This is a genomic window from Bradyrhizobium tropiciagri, assembly GCF_001189845.1.
GTDB lineage: Bacteria > Pseudomonadota > Alphaproteobacteria > Rhizobiales > Xanthobacteraceae > Bradyrhizobium > Bradyrhizobium tropiciagri.
The window spans coordinates 99,153-120,011 of the sequence record NZ_LFLZ01000001.1; the positions used below are offsets into that span (position 1 = coordinate 99,153).

At 64.7% G+C, this 20,859-nt stretch carries 18 protein-coding genes; 15 read left to right on the forward strand and 3 right to left on the reverse strand.

From position 1 onward, the window contains the following. Positions 1-4 precede the first annotated feature (4 nt). Both AKN84_RS00480 and gntR read right to left on the reverse strand, forming a co-directional pair. Positions 5-1,843, reverse strand: a complete 1,839-nt coding sequence (locus AKN84_RS00480; protein WP_050418822.1) for an IlvD/Edd family dehydratase — start codon at positions 1,841-1,843, stop codon at positions 5-7. A 211-nt stretch (positions 1,844-2,054) separates the two neighbouring features. Continuing rightward, positions 2,055-3,083 (reverse strand): HTH-type transcriptional regulator GntR, encoded by a 1,029-nt coding sequence (gene gntR / locus AKN84_RS00485; protein ID WP_050418823.1) that lies wholly within the window; start codon positions 3,081-3,083, stop codon positions 2,055-2,057. Positions 3,084-3,289: 206 nt separating this feature from the next. Here gntR and AKN84_RS00490 point away from each other — a divergent pair, with 206 nt between their 5' ends. The 15 genes from AKN84_RS00490 (at position 3,290) to AKN84_RS00560 (ending at position 18,785) form a co-directional block, all read left to right on the forward strand. Further along, positions 3,290-4,357: an ABC transporter ATP-binding protein gene (locus AKN84_RS00490; protein WP_050418824.1), complete on the forward strand. Its 1,068-nt coding sequence runs from the start codon at positions 3,290-3,292 to the stop codon at positions 4,355-4,357. A gap of 77 nt (positions 4,358-4,434) precedes the next feature. After that, positions 4,435-5,754 carry an ABC transporter substrate-binding protein gene (locus AKN84_RS00495; RefSeq protein ID WP_050418825.1) on the forward strand — a complete coding sequence of 440 codons (1,320 nt, stop codon included), beginning with the start codon at positions 4,435-4,437 and terminating at the stop codon, positions 5,752-5,754. Positions 5,755-5,863: 109 nt separating this feature from the next. Then, a complete protein-coding gene (locus tag AKN84_RS00500) occupies positions 5,864-6,823 on the forward strand; it encodes a carbohydrate ABC transporter permease (protein ID WP_050418826.1) in 960 nt (319 codons plus the stop codon). A 65-nt stretch (positions 6,824-6,888) separates the two neighbouring features. Beyond that, positions 6,889-7,812, forward strand: coding sequence for a carbohydrate ABC transporter permease (locus AKN84_RS00505; protein ID WP_050418827.1), 924 nt, complete (start codon positions 6,889-6,891; stop codon positions 7,810-7,812). A 50-nt stretch (positions 7,813-7,862) separates the two neighbouring features. Further along, a complete protein-coding gene (denD, locus tag AKN84_RS00510) occupies positions 7,863-8,849 on the forward strand; it encodes a D-erythronate dehydrogenase (protein ID WP_050418828.1) in 987 nt (328 codons plus the stop codon). Positions 8,850-8,873: 24 nt separating this feature from the next. Continuing rightward, positions 8,874-9,830, forward strand: a complete 957-nt coding sequence (locus AKN84_RS00515) for a sugar kinase (protein WP_050418829.1) — start codon at positions 8,874-8,876, stop codon at positions 9,828-9,830. Beyond that, the gene (gene eda, locus AKN84_RS00520; RefSeq protein ID WP_050418830.1) at positions 9,827-10,477 is read left to right on the forward strand and encodes a bifunctional 4-hydroxy-2-oxoglutarate aldolase/2-dehydro-3-deoxy-phosphogluconate aldolase; all 651 of its coding nucleotides are present in this window, start codon (positions 9,827-9,829) and stop codon (positions 10,475-10,477) included. The genes AKN84_RS00515 and eda overlap by 4 nt, the downstream gene beginning before the upstream one ends. A 128-nt stretch (positions 10,478-10,605) precedes the next feature. Continuing rightward, entirely contained in the window at positions 10,606-11,778 is a 1,173-nt protein-coding gene (locus AKN84_RS00525) for an acetyl-CoA acetyltransferase (RefSeq protein WP_050418831.1), read from the forward strand. Between the two features lies 1 nt (position 11,779). Beyond that, the gene (locus AKN84_RS00530; RefSeq protein ID WP_050418832.1) at positions 11,780-13,318 is read left to right on the forward strand and encodes a class I adenylate-forming enzyme family protein; all 1,539 of its coding nucleotides are present in this window, start codon (positions 11,780-11,782) and stop codon (positions 13,316-13,318) included. A gap of 143 nt (positions 13,319-13,461) precedes the next feature. Next, positions 13,462-13,665: a hypothetical protein gene (locus AKN84_RS00535; RefSeq protein ID WP_050418834.1), complete on the forward strand. Its 204-nt coding sequence runs from the start codon at positions 13,462-13,464 to the stop codon at positions 13,663-13,665. Positions 13,666-13,849: 184 nt separating this feature from the next. Beyond that, positions 13,850-15,049, forward strand: coding sequence for a CaiB/BaiF CoA transferase family protein (locus AKN84_RS00540; RefSeq protein WP_050418835.1), 1,200 nt, complete (start codon positions 13,850-13,852; stop codon positions 15,047-15,049). A gap of 10 nt (positions 15,050-15,059) precedes the next feature. Next, positions 15,060-16,226: an acyl-CoA dehydrogenase family protein gene (locus tag AKN84_RS00545; RefSeq protein ID WP_050418836.1), complete on the forward strand. Its 1,167-nt coding sequence runs from the start codon at positions 15,060-15,062 to the stop codon at positions 16,224-16,226. Positions 16,227-16,242: 16 nt separating this feature from the next. Beyond that, positions 16,243-17,379 (forward strand): thiolase family protein, encoded by a 1,137-nt coding sequence (locus tag AKN84_RS00550; protein ID WP_050418838.1) that lies wholly within the window; start codon positions 16,243-16,245, stop codon positions 17,377-17,379. Then, positions 17,376-17,735, forward strand: a complete 360-nt coding sequence (locus AKN84_RS00555) for a Zn-ribbon domain-containing OB-fold protein (RefSeq protein WP_050418839.1) — start codon at positions 17,376-17,378, stop codon at positions 17,733-17,735. Before AKN84_RS00550 ends, AKN84_RS00555 begins: the two co-directional genes overlap by 4 nt. 522 nt (positions 17,736-18,257) lie before the next feature. After that, positions 18,258-18,785: a carboxymuconolactone decarboxylase family protein gene (locus AKN84_RS00560; protein WP_050418840.1), complete on the forward strand. Its 528-nt coding sequence runs from the start codon at positions 18,258-18,260 to the stop codon at positions 18,783-18,785. Between the two features lie 175 nt (positions 18,786-18,960). Here the strand turns inward: AKN84_RS00560 and glsA are convergent, their stop codons facing one another. Next, positions 18,961-20,820 carry a glutaminase A gene (glsA, locus tag AKN84_RS00565; protein WP_050418841.1) on the reverse strand — a complete coding sequence of 620 codons (1,860 nt, stop codon included), beginning with the start codon at positions 20,818-20,820 and terminating at the stop codon, positions 18,961-18,963. Positions 20,821-20,859: the final 39 nt, after the last annotated feature.

Sequence of the window (20,859 nt, forward strand, 5' to 3'; positions counted from 1 at the left end):
AGTATCAATGATTGTCCCGCGCCACGCCGACCTTGCCGGCGATGTCGTGGTAACGCGTCGCGAGCTCGAGGCAGGCGCCGGTCGCGTGCTGGCCGACGGTCTGGCGGTAGAGCTCCTGCCACGGCGTCTGGTTGGCCGGGTGCGGGAAGCCGCCCTTGGCCTTCAGTTCGGCGCGGCGGGTGCGCAGCTCATCCTCCGAGATCATGATGTTGGCGCTGCCCTTGTTGAGGTCGATGCGCACCTTGTCGCCGCTCCTCAGGATCGCGAGCCCGCCATCGGCCGCTGCCTCCGGCGAGGCGTTGAGGATCGACGGCGAGCCGGAGGTGCCGGACTGCCTGCCGTCGCCGATGCAGGGCAGGGACAGGATGCCGCGTTTGATCAGCGCCGCCGGCGGCTGCATGTTCACGACTTCGGCGCCGCCGGGATAGCCGATCGGGCCGGTGCCGCGGATGAACAGGATGCAGTGCTCGTCGATGTCGAGCGCGGAATCCTCGATGCGGTTGTGGTAATCCTCCGGGCCCTCGAACACGACGGCACGGCCTTCGAAGGCGTTGAGGTCCTTCGGGTTGGACAAATAGCGGTCGCGGAATTCCTTCGAGATCACGCTGGTCTTCATGATCGCGGAATCGAAGAGATTGCCGCGCAGCACGATGAAGCCGGCGTCCTTCACCAGCGGCTTGTCGTAGCCCCAGATCACGTCGCCGTCGGGCTGCGGCGCCTCCTTGCAATTCTCGCCCATGGTGCGGCCGTTGACGGTGAGGGCGCCTTCATGGATGCGCTTGTGCTTGATCAGCTCGCGCACCACAGACGGCACGCCGCCGGCGCGGTGGTATTCCTCGCCGAGATAGAAGCCGGCCGGCTGCATGTTCACCAGCAGCGGCACATCGTGGCCGTATTTCTGCCAGTCGTCGATCGACAGCTCGACGCCGACATGGCGCGCCAGCGCATTGATGTGGATCGGCGCATTGGTCGAGCCGCCGATCGCGGAGTTGACCACGATGCAGTTCTCGAACGCCTCGCGGGTCAGGAAGTCCGACGGCTTCAAATCTTCCCAGACCATGTCGACGATGCGTTTTCCCGTCTCGTAGGCGATCTGGCCGCGCTCGCGATAGGGCGCCGGGATCGCCGCGCAGCCCGGCAGCGAGAAGCCGAGCGCTTCGGCGAGCGAGTTCATCGTCGAGGCGGTGCCCATCGTGTTGCAATGGCCGACCGAGGGCGCCGAGGAGGCCACGATCTCGATGAACTGCTCATAGTCGATCTCGCCCGCGGCGAGCCGCTCGCGCGCCTTCCACACCACGGTGCCGGAGCCGGTGCGCTGGCCTTCGTGCCAGCCGTTCAGCATCGGCCCGCCCGACAGCACGATCGCCGGCAGGTTTACTGTCGCAGCCGCCATCATGCAGGCCGGCGTGGTCTTGTCGCAGCCGGTGGTCAGCACCACGCCGTCGAGCGGATAGCCGAACAGCACCTCGACGAGGCCGAGATAGGCGAGGTTGCGGTCGAGCGCCGCAGTCGGGCGCTTGCCTGTCTCCTGGATCGGATGGGTCGGAAACTCCATCGCGATGCCGCCGGCGGCGCGGATGCCCTCGCGGACGCGGTGGGCAAGCTCGAGGTGATGCCGGTTGCAGGGCGACAGGTCGTTGCCGGTCTGCGCGATGCCGATGATCGGCTTGCCCGACTGCAATTCCTCGCGGGTCAGGCCGTAATTGAGGTAGCGCTCAAGATAGAGCGCGGTCATGCCCGGATTGTGCGGGTTGTCGAACCATTCCTGGGAGCGGAGCCTGCGGCCCTTGCCCTTTGTGGTCTCGCCTGCGGCGCTGTGCCCGTTGGTGTGGGGTTTTGTCATTGGTTTCTCCCGCAATGCAAATCTTGCTGGGCCCATTCAAGGGCTCTGGTTCAACGTTGTTCTACCTTGCGCAAATCGTCGGGCATTACAAACTCAGGCGATCACGCGGAGGTGTTTCACTGGATGGATTGGACCTTAGTTGAAGGCACTTGGTTGCGCTATCATTTTGTCATTTTTCGCGTCCTTGTGACGGGCTGGTGTCGGGTGGATGTCAGCTGCGTCGCGCTGAGCTTTGCCGTTCGATGACACTGAAGCCGAGGTCGACGACGGGCTCAGCGGGCCGGCGGCCTTCCAGCGTCTCGATCACCATCATGGCAGCGTTTCTGCCCATTTCGTAGCGATTGGTGCGGACGCTGCTCAGCGTCGGCTCGCTCGAGGCCATGAATTCGAGGTCGTTGAAGCCGACGATCGCCATCTGCTCCGGCACCGCCATGTGGCGGCGCTTGCATTCGAACAGCGCGCCGAGCGCAAGGTCGTCATTGACGCAGAACACCGCGTCGATGTCGGGCGCCTTGGCGAGCAGGTCGGCAAACAGCGTCCCGCCCAGCGTCACCGAGGTCGGTATCGCCGTCGTGACGATGAGCCGCGGATCGAACAGCGCGGCCTCGGTCATCGCGGCGCGATAGCCGTCCAGCCGCCGCTGCACCCGCGGATCCATCCGTGCGCCGAGGAAGCCGATCCGCCGGTAGCCCTGCGCGAGGAGGTGGGCGATTGCGGCTTTTGCCGCGTCAAAATGCGAGAATCCGATCATCATGTCGATCGGGGCGGGGCCGACCTCCATGATCTGCACGATCGGGCAATCGACCGTTTCCATGATTCGGTGGGAATCGGCGGTCTGGTTGATGCCGGTAATGATCAGCCCGGCCGGCTTCTGTGCCAGAAAAAGACGCAGCAGCCGCTCTTCCTGCAGGATACTGTAGCGGGTGTTGGCGAGCTGAATGCTGTAGCGGCTGCCGTCGAGCGCGTCATAGATGCCGCGCAGCACGTCGGCGAACACATTGTTGGTCAGCGACGGGATCAGGACACCGATCACCTCGGTGCGCTGCGACGCAAGCGCGCGTGCCGCGAGATTGGGCACATAGCCGAGTTCTTTTGCCGCACTCTCGACCCGGGCGCGCTTGCCGGCCGACAGTGCCTCCGGATTCCTGAAGAAACGCGAGGCCGTAATCGGACTGACGCCGGCGAGCTTCGCGACTTCGGCGAGCCGGATCTTGCCAGGCGTGATGCGCTTTCGGGCCATTTGCCGCTCATATCACGACGTTCGTCGCAGACAAACCGATATTGACAGCGCTACCAAGCGATTGCTAATCGAACGATTGCCAAAACCGGATAAACTGCGGACAATATCGTCAGTCCAACAGAGCCGCGCGCCCAGCGTGGCCGGAACAAAACAGAGCGGTGGCGGCACTCGTCGTACGCCGTCGGGAACTTGAGGGAGGGAAGTGGATGTCGTCGGTCCAGATTCGCGACGTGCGGAAATCGTTCGGTAATTTTGAAGTCCTGCACGGCGTGTCGATCCCGATCGAGGACGGCGAATTCGTCGTTCTCGTCGGCCCGTCGGGCTGCGGCAAGTCGACCCTGCTGCGCATGCTGGCGGGACTTGAGAACATCACCTCGGGAACGATCTCGATCGGTGACCGCGTCGTCAACAATGTCCAGCCCAAAGAGCGCGACATTGCGATGGTGTTCCAGAACTACGCGCTCTATCCGCACATGACGGTTGCCGACAATATGGGCTTCTCGTTGAAGCTGCGCGGCGCCAAGCCCGACGAAATCTCCACCGGCGTCAAGCGCGCGGCGGAAATCCTTGCTTTGACCCCGCTGCTCGAGCGCTATCCGCGCCAGCTCTCCGGCGGCCAGCGCCAGCGTGTCGCGATGGGCCGCGCCATCGTGCGCGATCCGCAAGTGTTCCTATTCGACGAGCCGCTGTCGAACCTCGACGCCAAGCTGCGCGTGGCGATGCGCACCGAGATCAAGGAGCTGCACCAGCGGCTGAAGACCACGACGGTCTACGTCACGCACGACCAGATCGAGGCGATGACCATGGCCGACAAGATTGTGGTGATGCATGACGGCATCGTCGAGCAGATGGGCTCGCCGCTCGAGCTGTATGACACGCCGGCGAACCAGTTCGTCGCCGGCTTCATCGGCTCACCCGCAATGAATTTCCTCAAGGGCAATGTGAAGGTGAACGGCGCCGCCTATTTCGAAGGGCCGAACGGGGTCAAGCTGCCGCTAAAATCCGCGCCGGCCAATTCCGACGGCAAGCCTGCGGTGTACGGCGTGCGGCCGGAGCATTTCACCATCGCCGATGACGGCGCAGAGGCCGAGATCGTGGTGGTCGAGCCGACCGGCTCGGAGACCCAGGTGTTCGCCAAGCTCGGCGGCGAGCAGGTCGTCGCGGTGTTCCGCGAGCGCCATCTGTTCAATCCCGGCGACAAGGTTCGGCTCAAGCCGGATCCGGGCCTGGTTCATCTGTTCGACGATGCGACGGGGAAACGACTGAATAGCTGACGGACTGATCGATCATAATGGCCGACCAACAGGCCAGATCAAAAAACAATAAAAACACATTTATTGGGAGAAGGACGATGCACGATTTGACTCGCCGCTCGCTACTTCAGGGCGGCACCGCGCTGGCCGCAGCCGGGATGCTCACCGGGCCGGCGCTGTTTGACTTCGCCAAGGCCTGGGCGCAGAGCGCGCCCTGGAAGGCGGAGCCCGGCGCCAAGCTCACCGTGATGCGCTGGAAGCGCTTCGTGCCCGCGGAAGACGACGCGTTCAATGCCATGGTGGCGGCATTCAAGGCGGCAACCGGCACCGAGATGAACGTGTTCAGCGAGTCCTTCGAGGACGTGCAGCCGAAGGCTTCGGTTGCCGCCAACACCGGCTCGGGTCTCGACCTCGCCTGGGGCCTGCACACGCTGCCGCAGCTGTTCCCGACCAAGGTTCTCAAGATGAACGACGTTGCCGACTATCTCGGCAACAAATATGGCGGCTGGACGGATGCGGCGGCCAAGACCTGCAAGCTCGGCAATGATTGGCTTGGCATCCCCGTCGCCACCAACGGCGGGTACATGACCTACCGCAAGTCGGCGACCGACAAGGCGGGCTTCAAGGAATTCCCGAAGGATTTTCCGGGCTTCCTCGAGATGTGCAAGGCATTGAAGGCGAACAACACGCCGGCCGGCTTTGCGCTGGGACATGCCAGCGGCGACGCCAACGGCTGGCTGCACTGGCTGCTCTGGGGCCACAACGCCTGGACCGTCGACAAGGACGACAAGGTCATCATCAACTCGCCGGAGACGATGAAGGCGCTGGAATATGCCAAGGCGCTGTCGGAGACCTTCATTCCCGGCGTCGCATCCTGGAACGACTCCTCCAACAACAAGGCGTTCCTGGCCGGCGAGCTCTATTGCACGCTCAACGGCATTTCCATTTACGTGGCGGCCAAAACCGATCCCACCAAGAAGGAACTTGCCGAGGACACCTATCACGCGCTGCACCCGATCGGTCCGATCGGCAAGCCGACGGAATTGCAGCTGGCGTTTCCAATCCTTGCCTTCAACTTCACCAAATATCCGAATGCCGCAAAGGCGTTCGTCGCGTTCATGCTGGAGAAGGAGCAGTACGACAAGTGGCTGGATGGTGCCCAAGGCTACCTTACGCAAACGCTGAATGCGTATGAGTCGGCGCCGGTGTGGACGGCGGACCCCAAGAACGCCGTGTTCGCGCAGGCCTCCAAGCGCACGCTCCCGGCCTCCGGCATCGGCACGCCCGGCGAGAAGGCGGCGACCGCAATCGCCGACTTTATCGTGGTCGACATGTTCGCGAACTACTGCACCGGTGCGAAGGACGGCAAGGCCGCGATGGTGGAAGCCGAGCGGCAATTGAAGCGCATCTATCGCTGATGTGAACGGCGCGGGCGGCGGATTGCCGCCGCTCGCACCATCATTGGAATGCCATAACTGGAATATTGCGTGGTCATGCTCAATCCATTGAGCAATCGGGACATCGCCCATGGCTGACATTGCGCTCGCGCCGCGACGTGCGAAGACCGAAATCCGCGAAGCGACCGCCTGGGACAAGCTACGCCACAACAAGAACTGGCTCGGCTTCTGGTTCATGTTGCCGGCGTTGGCGTTCCTGATCTTCTTCCTGGCCTATCCGCTGGGGCTCGGGATCTGGCTGTCGTTCACGGATGCGCGGATCGGGCGCGTCGGCCACTACATCGGCACCGAGAACTATGAATGGCTGTGGGACGATTCGATCTTCTGGCTGTCGGTGTTCAACACGCTGATCTACACCTTCATCGCCAGCGCCATCAAATTCGCGGTCGGGCTCTATCTGGCGCTGCTGCTCAACGAGCGCATGCCGTTCAAGGCGCTGCTGCGCGCCGCCGTGCTGATCCCCTTCATCGTGCCGACCGTGCTGTCGGCGCTGGCGTTCTGGTGGATCTTCGATTCCCAGTTCTCGATCATCTCCTGGTCGCTGAAGCATCTCGGCCTGATCACGCAAAACATCAATTTCCTCGGCGACAGCACCTGGGCGCGGATCTGCGTGATCTTCGCCAATATCTGGCGCGGCGTGCCGTTCGTCGCGATCACGCTGCTGGCGGGCCTGCAGACCGTGCAGCCTTCGCTCTATGAAGCGGCGACGCTGGATGGCGCCTCGCGCTGGCAGATGTTCCGCTTCATCACCTATCCCTTGCTGACGCCGATCATCGCCGTCGTGATGACCTTCTCGGTGCTGTTCACCTTCACCGACTTCCAGCTGATCTGGGCGATGACCCGCGGCGGCCCGGTCAACGCCACCCATCTGATGGCGACGCTGTCCTACCAGCGCGCGATCATCGCCGGGCAATTGGGCGAGGGGGCTGCGATCTCGAGCGCGATGATCCCGTTCCTGCTCGCTGCCATCATGGTGTCCTGGTTCGGCCTGCAGCGCCGGAAGTGGCAACAGGGAGAGAGCAATGATTGATCTCTGCCGCTTGCTGGTATCTTTGCGCGAACGGGGCAAGCCCCGCGCGCGCCCGGGAGAGAACAATGACTGACCTCCCCGCACAGAAGGCCGACCTCAAGTCCATCCTGTCGACGCCGGCGCGCGTCGATAACAGCGAGGGCATGAGCTATTTGCAGTCGGTGCCGCGGCGGATCGTGACGCTCTACATCCCGCTGTCGATCATCGTCATCATCCTGCTGTTCCCGTTCTATTGGATGGGGCTGACGGCAATCAAGCCGGACGACCAGCTGCTCGACCTCGACAGGTACAATCCGTTCTGGACCTGGAATCCGACCTTCAAGCACATCCACAAGCTGCTGTTCGAGAGCTATTATCCGCACTGGCTCTGGAACACGATGTATGTGGCGATCGGCGCCACCGTGCTGTCGATCATCGCGAGCGTGCTCGCGGCCTACGCGATCGTGCGGTTGCGCTACAAGGGCGCCAATGTGGTCGGCGGCCTGATCTTCCTGGCCTATCTGGTGCCGCCGTCGATCCTGTTCATTCCGCTTGCCACCGTCGTGTTCCAGTACGGCCTGTTCGACTCGCCCTTAGCGCTGATCCTGACCTATCCGACGATCCTGATCCCGTTCTCGACCTGGCTGCTGATGGGCTATTTCAAGACCATCCCGTTCGAGCTCGAGGAGTGCGCACTGATCGACGGCGCCAGCCGCTGGCAGATCCTGATCAAGATCGTGCTGCCGCTCGCCATTCCCGGCCTGATCTCGGCCTTCATCTTCTGCTTCACGTTGTGCTGGAACGAGTTCATCTACGCGCTGACGTTCCTGCAATCGACCCCGAACAAGACCGTGCCGGTCGCGATCGTCAACGAATTCGTTGACGGTGACATCTATCGCTGGGGTTCCCTGATGGCAGGGGCGCTATGCGGCTCGCTGCCGCTGGTTATTCTTTACGCGTTCTTCGTTGAGCATTATGTCTCGGCGATGACGGGTGCCGTGAAAGAATAGGCGCAAGGCCCGCATCTGAATTCGAACAAGAGAAGAAAAGGAGCAGGGTCGTGCACATTCTGATTCTGGGCGCCGCCGGCATGGTCGGCCGCAAGCTGACCGAACGTCTGCTGCGTGAGGGCCGCCTCGGCAAGCAGGACATCACCAGGATGACCTTGCAGGACGTGGTCGCGCCGCAGAAGCCCGCGAACGCCGCGATCCCTGTCAGTGTCGTCGCGTCCGATTTTGCCGACGCCGGCGCTGCCGCGCCCCTGATCGCCGAGCGCCCCGACGTGATCTTCCATCTCGCGGCGATCGTCTCGGGCGAAGCGGAGGCCGAGTTCGACAAGGGCTACCGGATCAATCTCGACGGCACCCGCTATCTGATCGACGCGATCCGCGCCGTCGGCGGCGGCTACAAGCCGCGGCTGGTGTTCACCTCCTCGATCGCGGTGTTCGGCGCTCCGTTCCCCGAGAAGATCGGCGACGAGTTCTTCCACACGCCGCTGACCAGCTATGGCACGCAGAAGTCGATCTGCGAGCTCCTGATCAACGACTACACGCGCAAGGGCCTGCTGGACGGAATATCCATTCGCTTGCCTACAATTTGCGTGCGCCCGGGCAGGCCGAACAAGGCGGCGTCCGGCTTCTTCTCCAACATCATCCGCGAGCCGCTGGCGGGCGAGGAGGCTGTCCTGCCGGTGTCCGAGGACGTGCGTCATTGGCACGCCTCGCCGAAGTCGGCGGTCGGCTTCCTGATCCATGCCGGCACGATGGATCTCAACGCGATGGGCCCGCGGCGCAATCTCAGCATGCCCGGGATGTCGGTCACCGTCGGCGAGCAGATCGCCTCGCTCGAGCGCGTCGCCGGCAAGAACGTCACCGCGCGGATCAAGCGGGTGCCCGATCCGACCATCATCAGCATCGTCTCGGGCTGGCCGCGCGATTTCGCCACCGACCGCGCGCTGAAGCTCGGCTTCACCACTGCCGAGAAGACGTTCGACGACATTATCCGCATCCACATCGAGGACGAGCTGGGCGGCAAATTTGCTGCCTAGCTCCGCAGGCGCGCGGGTCTTGGTATGACCAGGGTTGCCAGCATCGGCGAATGCATGATCGAGCTGCGCCAGGCGCCGGGCGGCCAGCCCGGCGGGCTTTATTCGCGCTCCTATGGCGGCGACACGCTCAACACCGCGGTCTATCTGTCCCGGCTCGGCGTCCACATCGATTACATCACGGCGCTTGGCGATGATCCGCTCAGCGATGAGATGATCGCCGGCTGGGCGGCGGAAGGCATCGGGACCAAGCATGTCGTGCGATTGGCCGGCAAGCTGCCCGGGCTCTACATGATCCAGACCGACGACAGGGGCGAGCGGCGCTTCTTCCACTGGCGCGACAGCGCCGCCGCCCGCGAGCTGATGGACCTGCCCGATACGGAAGATCTGCTGAACTCGCTCGCGACGTACGATCTCGTCTATCTCTCGGCGATCACGCTCTCAATCCTGCGCGAGGACGGACGGGAGCGGCTGATGGCGGCGCTGAAGCGGGCGCGGCTCCTTGGCACGCGCTTCGCGTTCGATACCAATTTCCGCGCCCGCGGCTGGCCGGACCTGACCGTCGCGCGGCAGGTGTTCAGCAGCGCGTTCGAGACTGCCGATATCGTGCTGGCGTCGACCGAAGACCTAGCACCGCTCTATCCCGGCGAGAGCAACACGGCGCTGCTCGCCGGCATCTCGAGCCCTGAGGTCGTGCTGAAGCTCGCCGAGCCCGCCTGCATCGTGCGCTCCCACGCAGGGACGAACGAGGTGAGGGCGGAGCCGCTGATCAAGCCGGTGGTCGATACCACGGCGGCCGGCGACAGTTTCGCCGCGGCCTATCTTGCCGCACGGCTCGGTGGCGCCGAGCCCACGGAGGCGGCGCGCGCCGGCCACCGTCTGGCCGGCGTCGTGGTGTGCTATCCCGGCGCGATCATTCCACGCTACGCCATGCCGCCGAAGAAGGCGCCTCGTCCCCCACCATCCCGCAAGGCCTCGCTATGACAACGACATCAAAGCAGGACCAGATCGCAGAGCTGATCCGCCAGGCCACCGTGATCCCGGTGCTGACCATCGAGCGGCTCGAGGACGCTGTACCGCTCGCCAGGGCGTTGGTCGCCGGCGGTGTGCGGACGCTGGAGGTGACGCTGCGCACGGCGGTCGCGGTCGATGCGGCCAAGGCCATCATTGCCGAGGTGCCGGACGCTGTGGTCGGGATCGGCACCATCCTCAACGCCGACGATCTGGCGCGTGCCGAGGCGCTCGGGGCCAAGTTCGGTATCAGCCCAGGCGCGACGCCGGAGCTGTTGAAGGCGGTCGCCGCCAGCCGGCTGCCTTTCGCGCCGGGGATCGCGACCGCCTCCGAGCTGATGCAGGCGCTGGCGCACGGCTTCGACGTCGTCAAATTCTTCCCCGCCGAGCAGGCCGGCGGTATCAAGGCACTGCGCGCCTTGGCCGGTCCATTTCCGAACGTCAGGGTCTGCCCGACCGGCGGGGTCAGTGAGGCCAATGCGGCGACCTGGCTCGCCGAGCCCAATGTGCTCGCGGTCGGCGGCTCTTGGCTGTGCCCGGCAGCCGATATCCGCGCCGGCAACTGGGCCGGCATAACCGCCATGTGCGCCAAGGCGATGAAAACGCTGAAAGCCGCCTAGAACCCCGTACCGGGGTTCGAGATTCTGAGTTTGACGCGTTTTCTTGACGCGAACCGGTATCCACTTCGCTCGAAAACGCTACGAAGATACGCTACATAACTCCCGAACAGGAACAGGGAGATACGGCCATGACAGCAGCCAGCATTGTGGGTTGGGCGCACACGCCATTCGGAAAGTTCGACGCGGAGACCGTCGAGGGTCTCGTGGTCAAGGTCGCCAATGAGGCGCTCGCCGATGCCGGCATTGCCGCATCTGACGTCGACGAAATCATGCTCGGCCATTTCAACGCCGGCTTCTCGCCGCAGGACTTCACGGCCTCGCTGGTGCTGCAGGCCAATCCGGCGCTGCGCTTCAAGCCGACCACCCGGGTCGAGAACGCCTGCGCCACCGGATCGGCCGCCGTGCACCAGGGCATCCGCGCCATCGAGGCGGGAGCTGCGAAGATCGTGCTGGTGGTCGGCGTCGAGCAGATGACCAGGACGCCGGGCCCGGAGATCGGCAAGAACCTCCTGAAGGCGTCGTATCTGCCCGAGGACGGCGACACGGTCGGCGGCTTCGCCGGCGTGTTCGGCAAGATCGCGCAAACCTATTTCCAGAAATACGGCGACCAGTCGGACGCGCTGGCGATGATCGCCGCCAAGAACCACAAGAACGGCGTCGCCAATCCCTATGCGCAGATGCGCAAGGATTTCGGCTTCGAGTTCTGCCGCGCCGAGAGCGAGAAAAACCCGTTCGTCGCCGGTCCCCTGAAGCGCACCGATTGCTCGCTGGTCTCCGACGGCGCTGCCGCGCTGGTGCTGACCGATGCCGAGACCGCCAAGTCCATGGGCAAGGCGGTGAACATCCGCGCCACCGCGCATGCGCAGGATTTCCTGCCGATGTCCAAGCGCGACATCCTGCAGTTCGAAGGCTGCACCACCGCCTGGCAGCGCGCGCTGGACAAGGCCGGCCTGCAGCTCTCCGATCTCTCCTTCGTCGAAACCCACGACTGCTTCACGGTCGCCGAGCTGATCGAATATGAAGCGATGGGCCTGACGCCGAAGGGCCAGGGCGCGCGCGCGATCATGGAGGGCTGGACCCAGAAGGACGGCAAGCTGCCGGTCAATCCGTCCGGCGGCCTCAAGGCCAAGGGCCACCCGATCGGCGCCACCGGCGTTTCCATGCACGTGATGAGCGCGATGCAGCTCACGGGCCAGGCGCCCGAGGGCATGCAGCTCAAGAACGCGCAGATCGGCGGCATCTTCAACATGGGCGGCGCTGCGGTCGCCAACTACGTCTCGATCCTCGAGCCGGCGAAGTAGCTTGAACATTGCCGAATGGCTGGCGGCGACGGCGCGGGCACGTCCCGGTGCGCCGGCGCTGCTGACCGGCTTCGATCTCGACGCCGACTACGCGACCTTTGCCCGCCGCGCCGCCTCGATCGGGGCGGCGCTGGCGCGCGATCACGGCATTGCCACCGGCGACCGCGTCGCGCTGTTTGCGTCGAACTGCACGCAATATCTCGAATGCCTCTACGGCATCTGGTGGATCGGCGCCGCCGCGATCCCGATCAACGCCAAGCTGCACGGCCGTGAGGCAGCGTGGATCTGCGGCAATGGCGGCGCAAAACTCGCTTTCGTCTCCGATGACACGGTCGGTGCGCTGAGCGAGGCGAAGGACGATTGCCCCGCCGGCATGACCCTGCTGTCGGTCGACAGCAATGCCTACAAGACGATGCGAGGCGGCGAGGGCGCGCCCGCGCCGCTGCCGCGCGAAAGCAACGATCTCGCCTGGCTGTTCTATACGTCGGGCACGACCGGCCGCCCCAAGGGCGTGATGCTCAGCCACGGCAATCTGCTGGCGATGTCGATGTGCTATCTCGTCGACGTCGATCCGGCGACGCCGCACGATGCCTCGCTCTATGCCGCGCCGATCTCGCATGGCGCCGGCCTCTACAATTTCCCGCATGTCCGCATGGGCGGCCGACACGTCGTGCCGGAGTCCGGCGGCTTCGATCCGGACGAGGTGCTCAACCTCGGCCGCCAGCTCGACAACGTCGTGATGTTCGCGGCGCCCACCATGGTGCGCCGTCTGGTCGATGCCGCCAGGAAGCGCGGCGAGAACGGCGAGGGGCTGCGCACCATCATCTATGGCGGCGGGCCGATGTACACGGCCGACATCCTGGACGCGATGGCGACGATGGGCCAGCGCTTCGTGCAGATCTACGGACAAGGCGAGTCGCCGATGACGATCACGGCGCTGTCGCGCGGCTGGCACGCCCAGAGCGATCATCCGCGCTATCTGGAACGGCTGGCGTCGGTCGGCACCGCGCAGAGCGTCGTCACCGTGCGCATCACCGGCAAGGACGGCAAGCCGCTGCCCGCCGGCGAGACCGGCGAGATCGAGGTCAAGGGCGCGACCGTGATGCTCGGCTACTGGAACAATCCGAAGGCCAATGCCGAGACGCTGAAGGACGGCTGGCTGCGCACCGGCGACGTCGGCCGGCTCGATGCCGACGGCTTCCTGACGCTGTCGGACCGCTCCAAGGACGTCATCATCTCCGGCGGTACCAACGTCTATCCGCGCGAGGTCGAGGAAGCGCTGCTGACGCATCCCGACGTCCGAGAGGTCTCGGCGATCGGCATGCCGGATCCGGAATGGGGCGAGATCGTCGTCGCCTGCGTGGTTCTGGAGGATGGCGCCAACCCCGACGACGGCAGGCTCGACGCGCATTGCCTTGCCTCGATCGCCCGCTTCAAGCGGCCGAAGCGCTACGTCTATCTCGATGCCCTGCCAAAGAACAATTACGGCAAGGTGCTGAAGACCGCGCTGCGGGAGATGATGGCCAAAGGCATGGGCTAAGGCGCGATGAGGCCGGTTGAACCGAAAACATCGAAAACAACCCCATGCACAGGTGGGATTGGGGTGACTAAAGCGGTTAGGGGATAGGCCACGGCCTCCCGTCGCGCTAAGCTGCGTGCGCCTTGTCACCGGGAGAACGGACCATGGGAATCGAGACGTCTCTGTCGCTGTCGGAAGTGAACGATCGCATCGCGATCCTCCGGGACAATATCAGGCAGCTGATCGAGCAGGCCGCAGGCGCTGCGGGCGCCGAAGTCGAGGAACGCATCGCCGAACGGCTCGAGCAGCAGAACGCGGAACTGGAAAAGCTCCTGAAGGCGCGCGAGGTGATGACGGGTGGCCAGTAGGATGGGCAAGGGCGCGTGCGCCGTGCCCACCCTCCACCGGCTCTGATGGAACGCACGCGTTCCGCTTCGTGGAAACCGCCGGCCGCCACCGCGCATACGCCCATACGCCCGGCGCAGCTTGATCTCCGAGAAAACCTCCCGTTACTAGGCTTCAATCCAGAACAGCCGGGGAGCGAGCAGCACGATGGGACCATTGCAGGGTATCAAGGTCGTCGACATGACGACCGTGCTGATGGGACCCTACGCCACGCAGATGCTCGGCGACTACGGCGCCGACGTCATCAAGGTGGAATCGCCTGACGGCGACGTGACGCGGCAGATCGGTCCGACCCGGCATCCCGGCATGGGACCGGTGTTCCTCAACACCAACCGAAGCAAACGCTCGGTCTGCCTCGACCTGAAGAAGCCGGCGGGGCGCGAGGCCGTGCTGCGGCTGATCGCGAAGGCCGATGTGCTGGTCTACAATGTGCGCCCGCAGGCGATGGCGCGGCTGCAGCTCGGCTACGACGTCGTCGCCAAGGTCAATCCGCGGCTGATCTATGCCGGCGTGTTCGGCTTCGGCCAGGAGGGACCGTATGCCGCCAAGCCCGCCTATGACGATCTGATCCAGGGCGCCACCGCGCTGCCGGCGCTGATGGCGCAGACCTCGGACGGCGTGCCGCGCTACGTGCCGAATGCGCTGGTCGACCGCATCGTCGGGCTCACCGCGGTCGGCGCGATCTGCGCGAGCCTCGTGCATCGCGACCGCACCGGGCAGGGCCAGCGCGTCGACATCCCGATGTTTGAGACCATGGCCGGCTTCGTCATGGGCGACCACATGGGCGGGCTGACCTACGATCCGCCGCTCGACAAGGGCGGCTATGCCCGCCATCTCTCGCCGGACCGGCGGCCGTACAAGACGCTCGACGGCTATATCTGCGTGATCGTCTACAACGACAAGCAGTGGGAGAATTTCTTCAAGGCCACCGGCCGCGACGATCTGCGCAGCGATCCGAAATTCGCGACCTTCGCCGGCCGCGCCACCAACATCGATGTCGTCTACGCCGAGCTCGCACGCATCCTGCTGACCAAGACCACGGCCGAGTGGAACGCAATCCTCGAGAAGGCCGACGTCCCCGTCATGCCGATGCACGATCTCGAGAGCCTGCTCGAGGACCCACATATGGTCGCGACCGGCGTCTTCCCCGTCGTCGAACATCCGACCGAAGGCCGTATCCGTAGCATGACGCCGTCGGCGCGATGGTCGGAGACCAAGGTGGAACCGATCCGGTTGGCGCCGCGGCTCGGCGAGCACAGTGAAGCGATCCTGCGCGAGGCGGGTTTCTCGACTGAGGAGATCGCGGCGATGCTGCGCGACGGCGCGGCCAAGGCGCTGAAGGCATAGGAGACGACAGATGGATTTCGCACTCTCCGCCAACCAGGAATCGATCCGCGACGCGGTGGCAAAAATCTGCTCGCGCTTTGACGAGGCCTATTGGCTGAAGAAGGACAAGGAGGGCGGCTATCCGGCCGACTTCCACCGCGCGCTGGCCGATGCCGGCTGGCTCGGCATCTGCATCCCCGAGGAGTATGGCGGCTCCGGGCTCGGCATCACCGATGCCGCGATCATGATGCGCACGATCTCCGAATCCGGCGCCGGGATGTCCGGCGCGTCGGCCGTGCACATGAACGTGTTCGGGCTCAACCCGGTGGCGGTGTTCGGCACGAAGGAGCAGTGCCAGCGCATGCTGCCGCCGATCATCGACGGCCGCGACAAGTCCTGCTTTGCGGTCACCGAGCCCAACACCGGCCTCAACACCACGCAGCTCAAGACCCGCGCGGTGCGGCAGGGCGACAAATACATCGTCAACGGCCAGAAAGTGTGGATCTCGACCGCGCAGGTCGCCAACAAGATCCTGCTGCTCGCGCGCACCACGCCGCTGGAGGAGGTGCGCAGCCCGACCCACGGCCTCAGCCTGTTCTACACCGATTTCGACCGCAAGCGCGTCACCGTGCACGAGATCGAGAAGATGGGCCGCAAGCCGGTCGACTCCAACGAGCTGTTCTTCGAGAATTTCGAGATCCCGGTCGAGGACCGGATCGGCGAGGAAGGCCGCGGCTTCGAATACATCCTGCACGGCATGAACCCCGAGCGCATCCTGATCGCGGCGGAAGCCGTCGGCCTCGGCCAGATCGCGCTGAAGCGGGCGTCGGACTATGCCAAGGGCCGCATCGTGTTCAACCGCCCGATCGGGATGAATCAGGCGATCCAGCATCCGCTGGCGAAGTGCTGGATGGAGCTCGAGGCGGCCTGGCTGATGGTGCTGCGCGCTGGCTGGCAATATGACCAGAACCTGCCATGCGGCCCCGCGGCGAACTCCGCAAAGTATCTCGCGGCGGAAGCCGGCTTCCACGCCTGCGAGCAGGCCGTGATGACCCATGGCGGCTTCGGTTACGCCAAGGAGTACCACGTCGAGCGTTACTTGCGGGAATCGCTGATCCCGCGCATCGCGCCGATCAGCCCGCAGCTGATCCTCAGCTTCATCGGCGAGAAGGTGCTCGGCCTTCCGAAGTCGTATTGATGGTGGTCATAGCACCATGAGCTTCGTCACCGGCGTCGGCCTCACATCCTACGGCAAGCATGATGGCCTGTCCTCGCTCGACCTGATGAGCAGGGCAGCCGAGCTTGCGATCTCCGATGCCGGGCTGAAGCGCGCCGACATCGACGGCATCCTGTGCGGTTACTCCACGGTGTCGCCGCACATCATGCTGGCCACCGTGTTCGCCGAGCATTTCGGCATCCGCCCGTCCTACGCTCACGCCGTGCAGGTCGGCGGCGCCACCGGGCTTGCGATGACGATGCTGGCGCATCACCTCGTCGATGCCGGCGTGGCGAAGCACGTGCTGGTGGTCGGCGGCGAGAACCGCCTGACCGGACAGAGCCGCGATGCCTCGATCCAGGCGCTGGCCCAGGTCGGGCATCCCGACTACGAGGTGACGCTGGGCCCGACGATCCCGGCCTATTACGGCCTGGTCGCGACCCGCTACATGCATGAATACGGCCTCACGCAGGAAGACCTCGCCGAGTTCGCGGTGCTGATGCGCAAGCACGCGCTGACCCATCCCGGCGCCCAATTCCACGAGCCGATCACGGTCGCCGACGTGATGGCCTCGAAGCCGGTGGCGATGCCGCTCAAGCTGCTCGACTGTTGCCCGGTGTCCGACGGCGGCGCGGCCTGCGTGATCAGCCGCGAGGCGACCGGAGACGGGCGGGTCCGCATCCGTGGCTGCGCCCAGGCGCATACCCATCAGCACATCACGGCCGCACCCGCGTTGAGCGAGCTCGGTGCGGAGATTTCGATCGCGAAGGCGAAGGCAGCGTCGGGTCTGGCGATCTCGGACGTGCGTTATGCCGCGGTCTACGACAGTTTCACGATCACGCTGGCGATGCTGCTGGAAGATCTCGGCCTCGCCAAGCGCGGCGAGGCAGCCGCGCGGGTGCGCGCCGGCTATTTCAATCAGGACGGCGAGATGCCGCTCAACACCCATGGCGGCCTGCTCAGCTATGGCCATTGCGGCGTCGGCGGCGCGATGGCGCATCTGGTCGAGACCCATCTGCAGATGACCGGCCGCGCCGAAAACCGCCAGGTGCGCGACGCCTCGGTCGCGCTGCTGCACGGCGACGGCGGCGTGCTGTCGTCCCATGTCAGCATGTTCCTGGAGCGCGTGCGATGAGTGGACCGATCGCCGACTGGACCAAGGGCGCGGAAGCCATCGTCTATCAGACATGCAGCGCCTGCGGCGCGCGGCAATATTTTCGCCGCAGTTTTTGCGCGGCCTGCGGCTCGCCTGATCTCGCCGAGCATCGCGCGAGCGGGGCAGGGACGGTGTATGCGACATCGCTGGTCTGCCGTGCCGCGACGCCGGAGACGCGGGCGCATGTGCCCTACAACATCGTGCTGGTCGATGCCGACGAGGGCTTCCGCATGATGGCGCATGGCGACAACGAACTTGCCATCGGCGACAAGGTCTCGGCGCGCTTCACGCAATTTGCCGGACGGCTGGTGCCGTATTTCGCAAAGGCGAAATGAGGGGCTGAACGACCCGGTCAGAACGCGAAACCAGGCTGATCCAGATCATTCTTGCCCCTCTAGTTGCGGATACTATCGCCAATAAAATACAAAGCTGGCGATGACGAGCATCGCCGTCACCGCCAGCATTTGCGCAAGCGCTTCCGAGGCCGCCCTCTTGGTGGCTTCCTTCATGCGTTTCCCCTAGACTTGGGCGTGACTCATCGCTGCGCAGATTGCGCGCGCGATGGCCAGATTTTTTACTCGGAACACCCCGCGTCGAGCATTCGCTTTTGACGAGTCCCCACTCAGCGAATATCGACTTTGGCAGGGTTGTCTTTGAATGCGGCGGCAATTTGACTCGGGCGTGTTGCTCCTGCGACGGCAGCCCGTGCGGAGCGTTTTCAAGCGAAGTGGACACCGGTTCGCGTTAAGAAAACGCGTCAAAACAAGGATCTAGAGCCCCGTTCCGATTTCATCGGAACGGAAAAGTCTCTAGTGTTCGGAACCCGACAGAAACGACAGCAAGATCAAGGTTAGGAAATGGCCCGTATCGATTACTCCGATCCCGCGAAGGCAAGCCCGCGCACCCGCGAGATCCTCGACAAGAACCGCAACGCCAACATCTTCCGCATGATGGCGCATTCGCCGAGCTATTTTGAACAGTACTGCCGGCTCGGCGGCGCGATCCGCCACAAGGGCGAGCTCGATCCGATCGTGCGCGAACTCGCGATCACGCGCACCGGCATTCTCTGCGAGGCGCCTTACGAGATCGTCGCGCACAAGCGCATCGGCAAGAATGTCGGCGTCACCGACGAACAGAACGCTGCGCTCGAGAACTGGCAGTCGGCGACCTGCTTCAACGAGGTGCAGCGCGCCGCGCTCACCTTCACCGACGAGATCGTCAAGCTGAAGAAGCCGACGGACGCGACCTTCAAGGCGATCGCGGCGCTGTTGACGCCGGCCGCGCTGATCGAGCTGCAGCTCTCGGTCGGCTTCTACATCATGACGTCGAAGTTCCTCGAGACGTTCGAGATCGACATGCAGCCGGTGACGGAAGTGGTAAGCTGAGGTTTAGCCGGGCCCAGACTCCTTCGCCTCGCCCCGCTCGCGGGGAGAGGCCGGAGCGCATGCAGCGAAGCGCAATGCGCTCCGGGTGAGGGGGAGTCTCCGCGAGTTCGACGCCGGGTGCAGCCCCTCACCCCAACCCTCTCCCCGCAAGAGCGGGGCGAGGGAGAAGAAAGAGCTACCCCGACGTCAGCAGATCGACCTTCGCGTTCGCCACGATCAGCCGCTCGGCGAGAATCTGCGCGAGGTTGCGCATGATCCGCTCGCCGGCGCGCGGATGCTGCTCCCGGAAGCGCTCGAAATCCGGGATCGCGACCTCATAGGTGGTCGCCGACATGTCGGCCACCACATCCGCGGAGCGCTTCGGCTCCAGCAGCGCCATCTCGCCGAACGCCATGCCGGCGGTCAGGGTCGCGAGCCGGATGCCGTCGGGCAGGGTGACGTGGACCACGCCGCTGCGCAGGAAGAACAGCGAGGCCGCCTCGGTGCCCGCGGCGATGATCTTCTGGTTCGGCTGGTAGGTCCTGACCGCGCAGAGCGAGCCGAGGTCGGCGATCTCGGCTTCGCTCAATCCGGCCAGCAGCGGCTGCTCGGAAAGCTCTGTCGTCTCGAGGAAGTCGATCGAGCCGCCATAACGGTAGACGATCTGGTCCTCGGCCCATTCGATCGCGGTGTCGAGCAGGTAGAAATCCCTGATGTTGCCGAGCCGGTTGGTCCATTCGCTGATCGTGGTCCATTCGCGCGAGGTGCGCTTGATGCCTGACAGGATCACGGTGACGCCAAGCTCGGCGAGTTCCTGGAAGGCCTCCGCGACCAGCCTTGCGCCGGCGCGGGTGGTCGCGGTGACGCGGCGGAGATCGAAGATCACGAACTCCGGCCGCGGGCTGCCGGCGAGGCGGCGTGAGACGTAGTCGACATTGGAGAGTGACAGCGTGCCGACCAGTTCGATCACGCGCACCTCCTGGAAATGCCTGGCCAGGATCTCCTGTTCCTGCGGCCGGCGCACCCGGCGCGACGGGTTCTTGCCGATATTGTAGTCGGCGATGATGCTGTGGCGGGCGTCGTCGCTGCGGTTCAGCATGTGCAGGTCGTAATGCGCCGATAGTGCCTCGCAGACCTTGATGCCGCGCACGCTGTTGCCGTGCTTGTCGAGTTTTGGCGAGTAGCTGCCGAGCCCGAGCCGCGCCGGCAGCGCTGCCAGGATGCCGCCGCCGACGCCGCTCTTGGCGGGGATGCCGACGCGGTATATCCATTCGCCGGCGTAGTCGTACATCCCGGACGACGTCATGACCGACAGCGTGCGCGCGATCGCGTAGGGCGTCACCACCTGTTCGCCGGTCAAGGGATTGATGCCGCGGTTGGCCAGCGTCGCCGCCATCACGGCGGTGTCGCGCGCGGTGACGAGGATGGCGCATTGCCGGAAATAGACGTCGAGCACCGCAGGCACGTTGTCGGTGATCACGCTGTTGGTACGGAGCAGATAGCCGATCGCCCGGTTGCGGTCGCCGGTGGCGCTCTCGGAGGTGTAGACCGCATCGTCGACGTCGAGCTCGCGGCCGGCGAAGCGGCCGAGCGCCTGGCGGATAAAGTCGAACGCGCCGTCGCCCTTGTCGGCGTGGAGCAGGCCGGAGCAGGCGATCGCGCCGGCGTTCACCATCGCATTGAACGGGTGGTTGTCGGCATTGAGCCGGATCGAATTGAAGGGGTCGCCGGACGGCTCGACGCCGATCACGCTTTCCACCCGCTCGGCGCCCAGCGTGTCCAGCGCCACCGCGAACACGAACGGCTTCGACATCGACTGGATGGTGAACGGCACCCTGGTGTCGCCGACCTCGTAGACATGGCCGTCGAGCGTCGCCAGGCTGATGCCAAAATGGGCAGGATCGGCCTTGCCGAGCTCAGGGATGTAGTCGGCAACCGCGCCGCCGTCCTCGGTGAGGAAATTTGCGTAACAAGTGTGCAGAAACCGCAGCAGCGGCGGCTGCGAGCGGGCCCAGTTGACGGTAGAGGCGGTGACGGGAGGAGGCGATCGTTTCATCGCCTCCTGTTGTGCAACGCAATCAGGGCGCGCGCAACC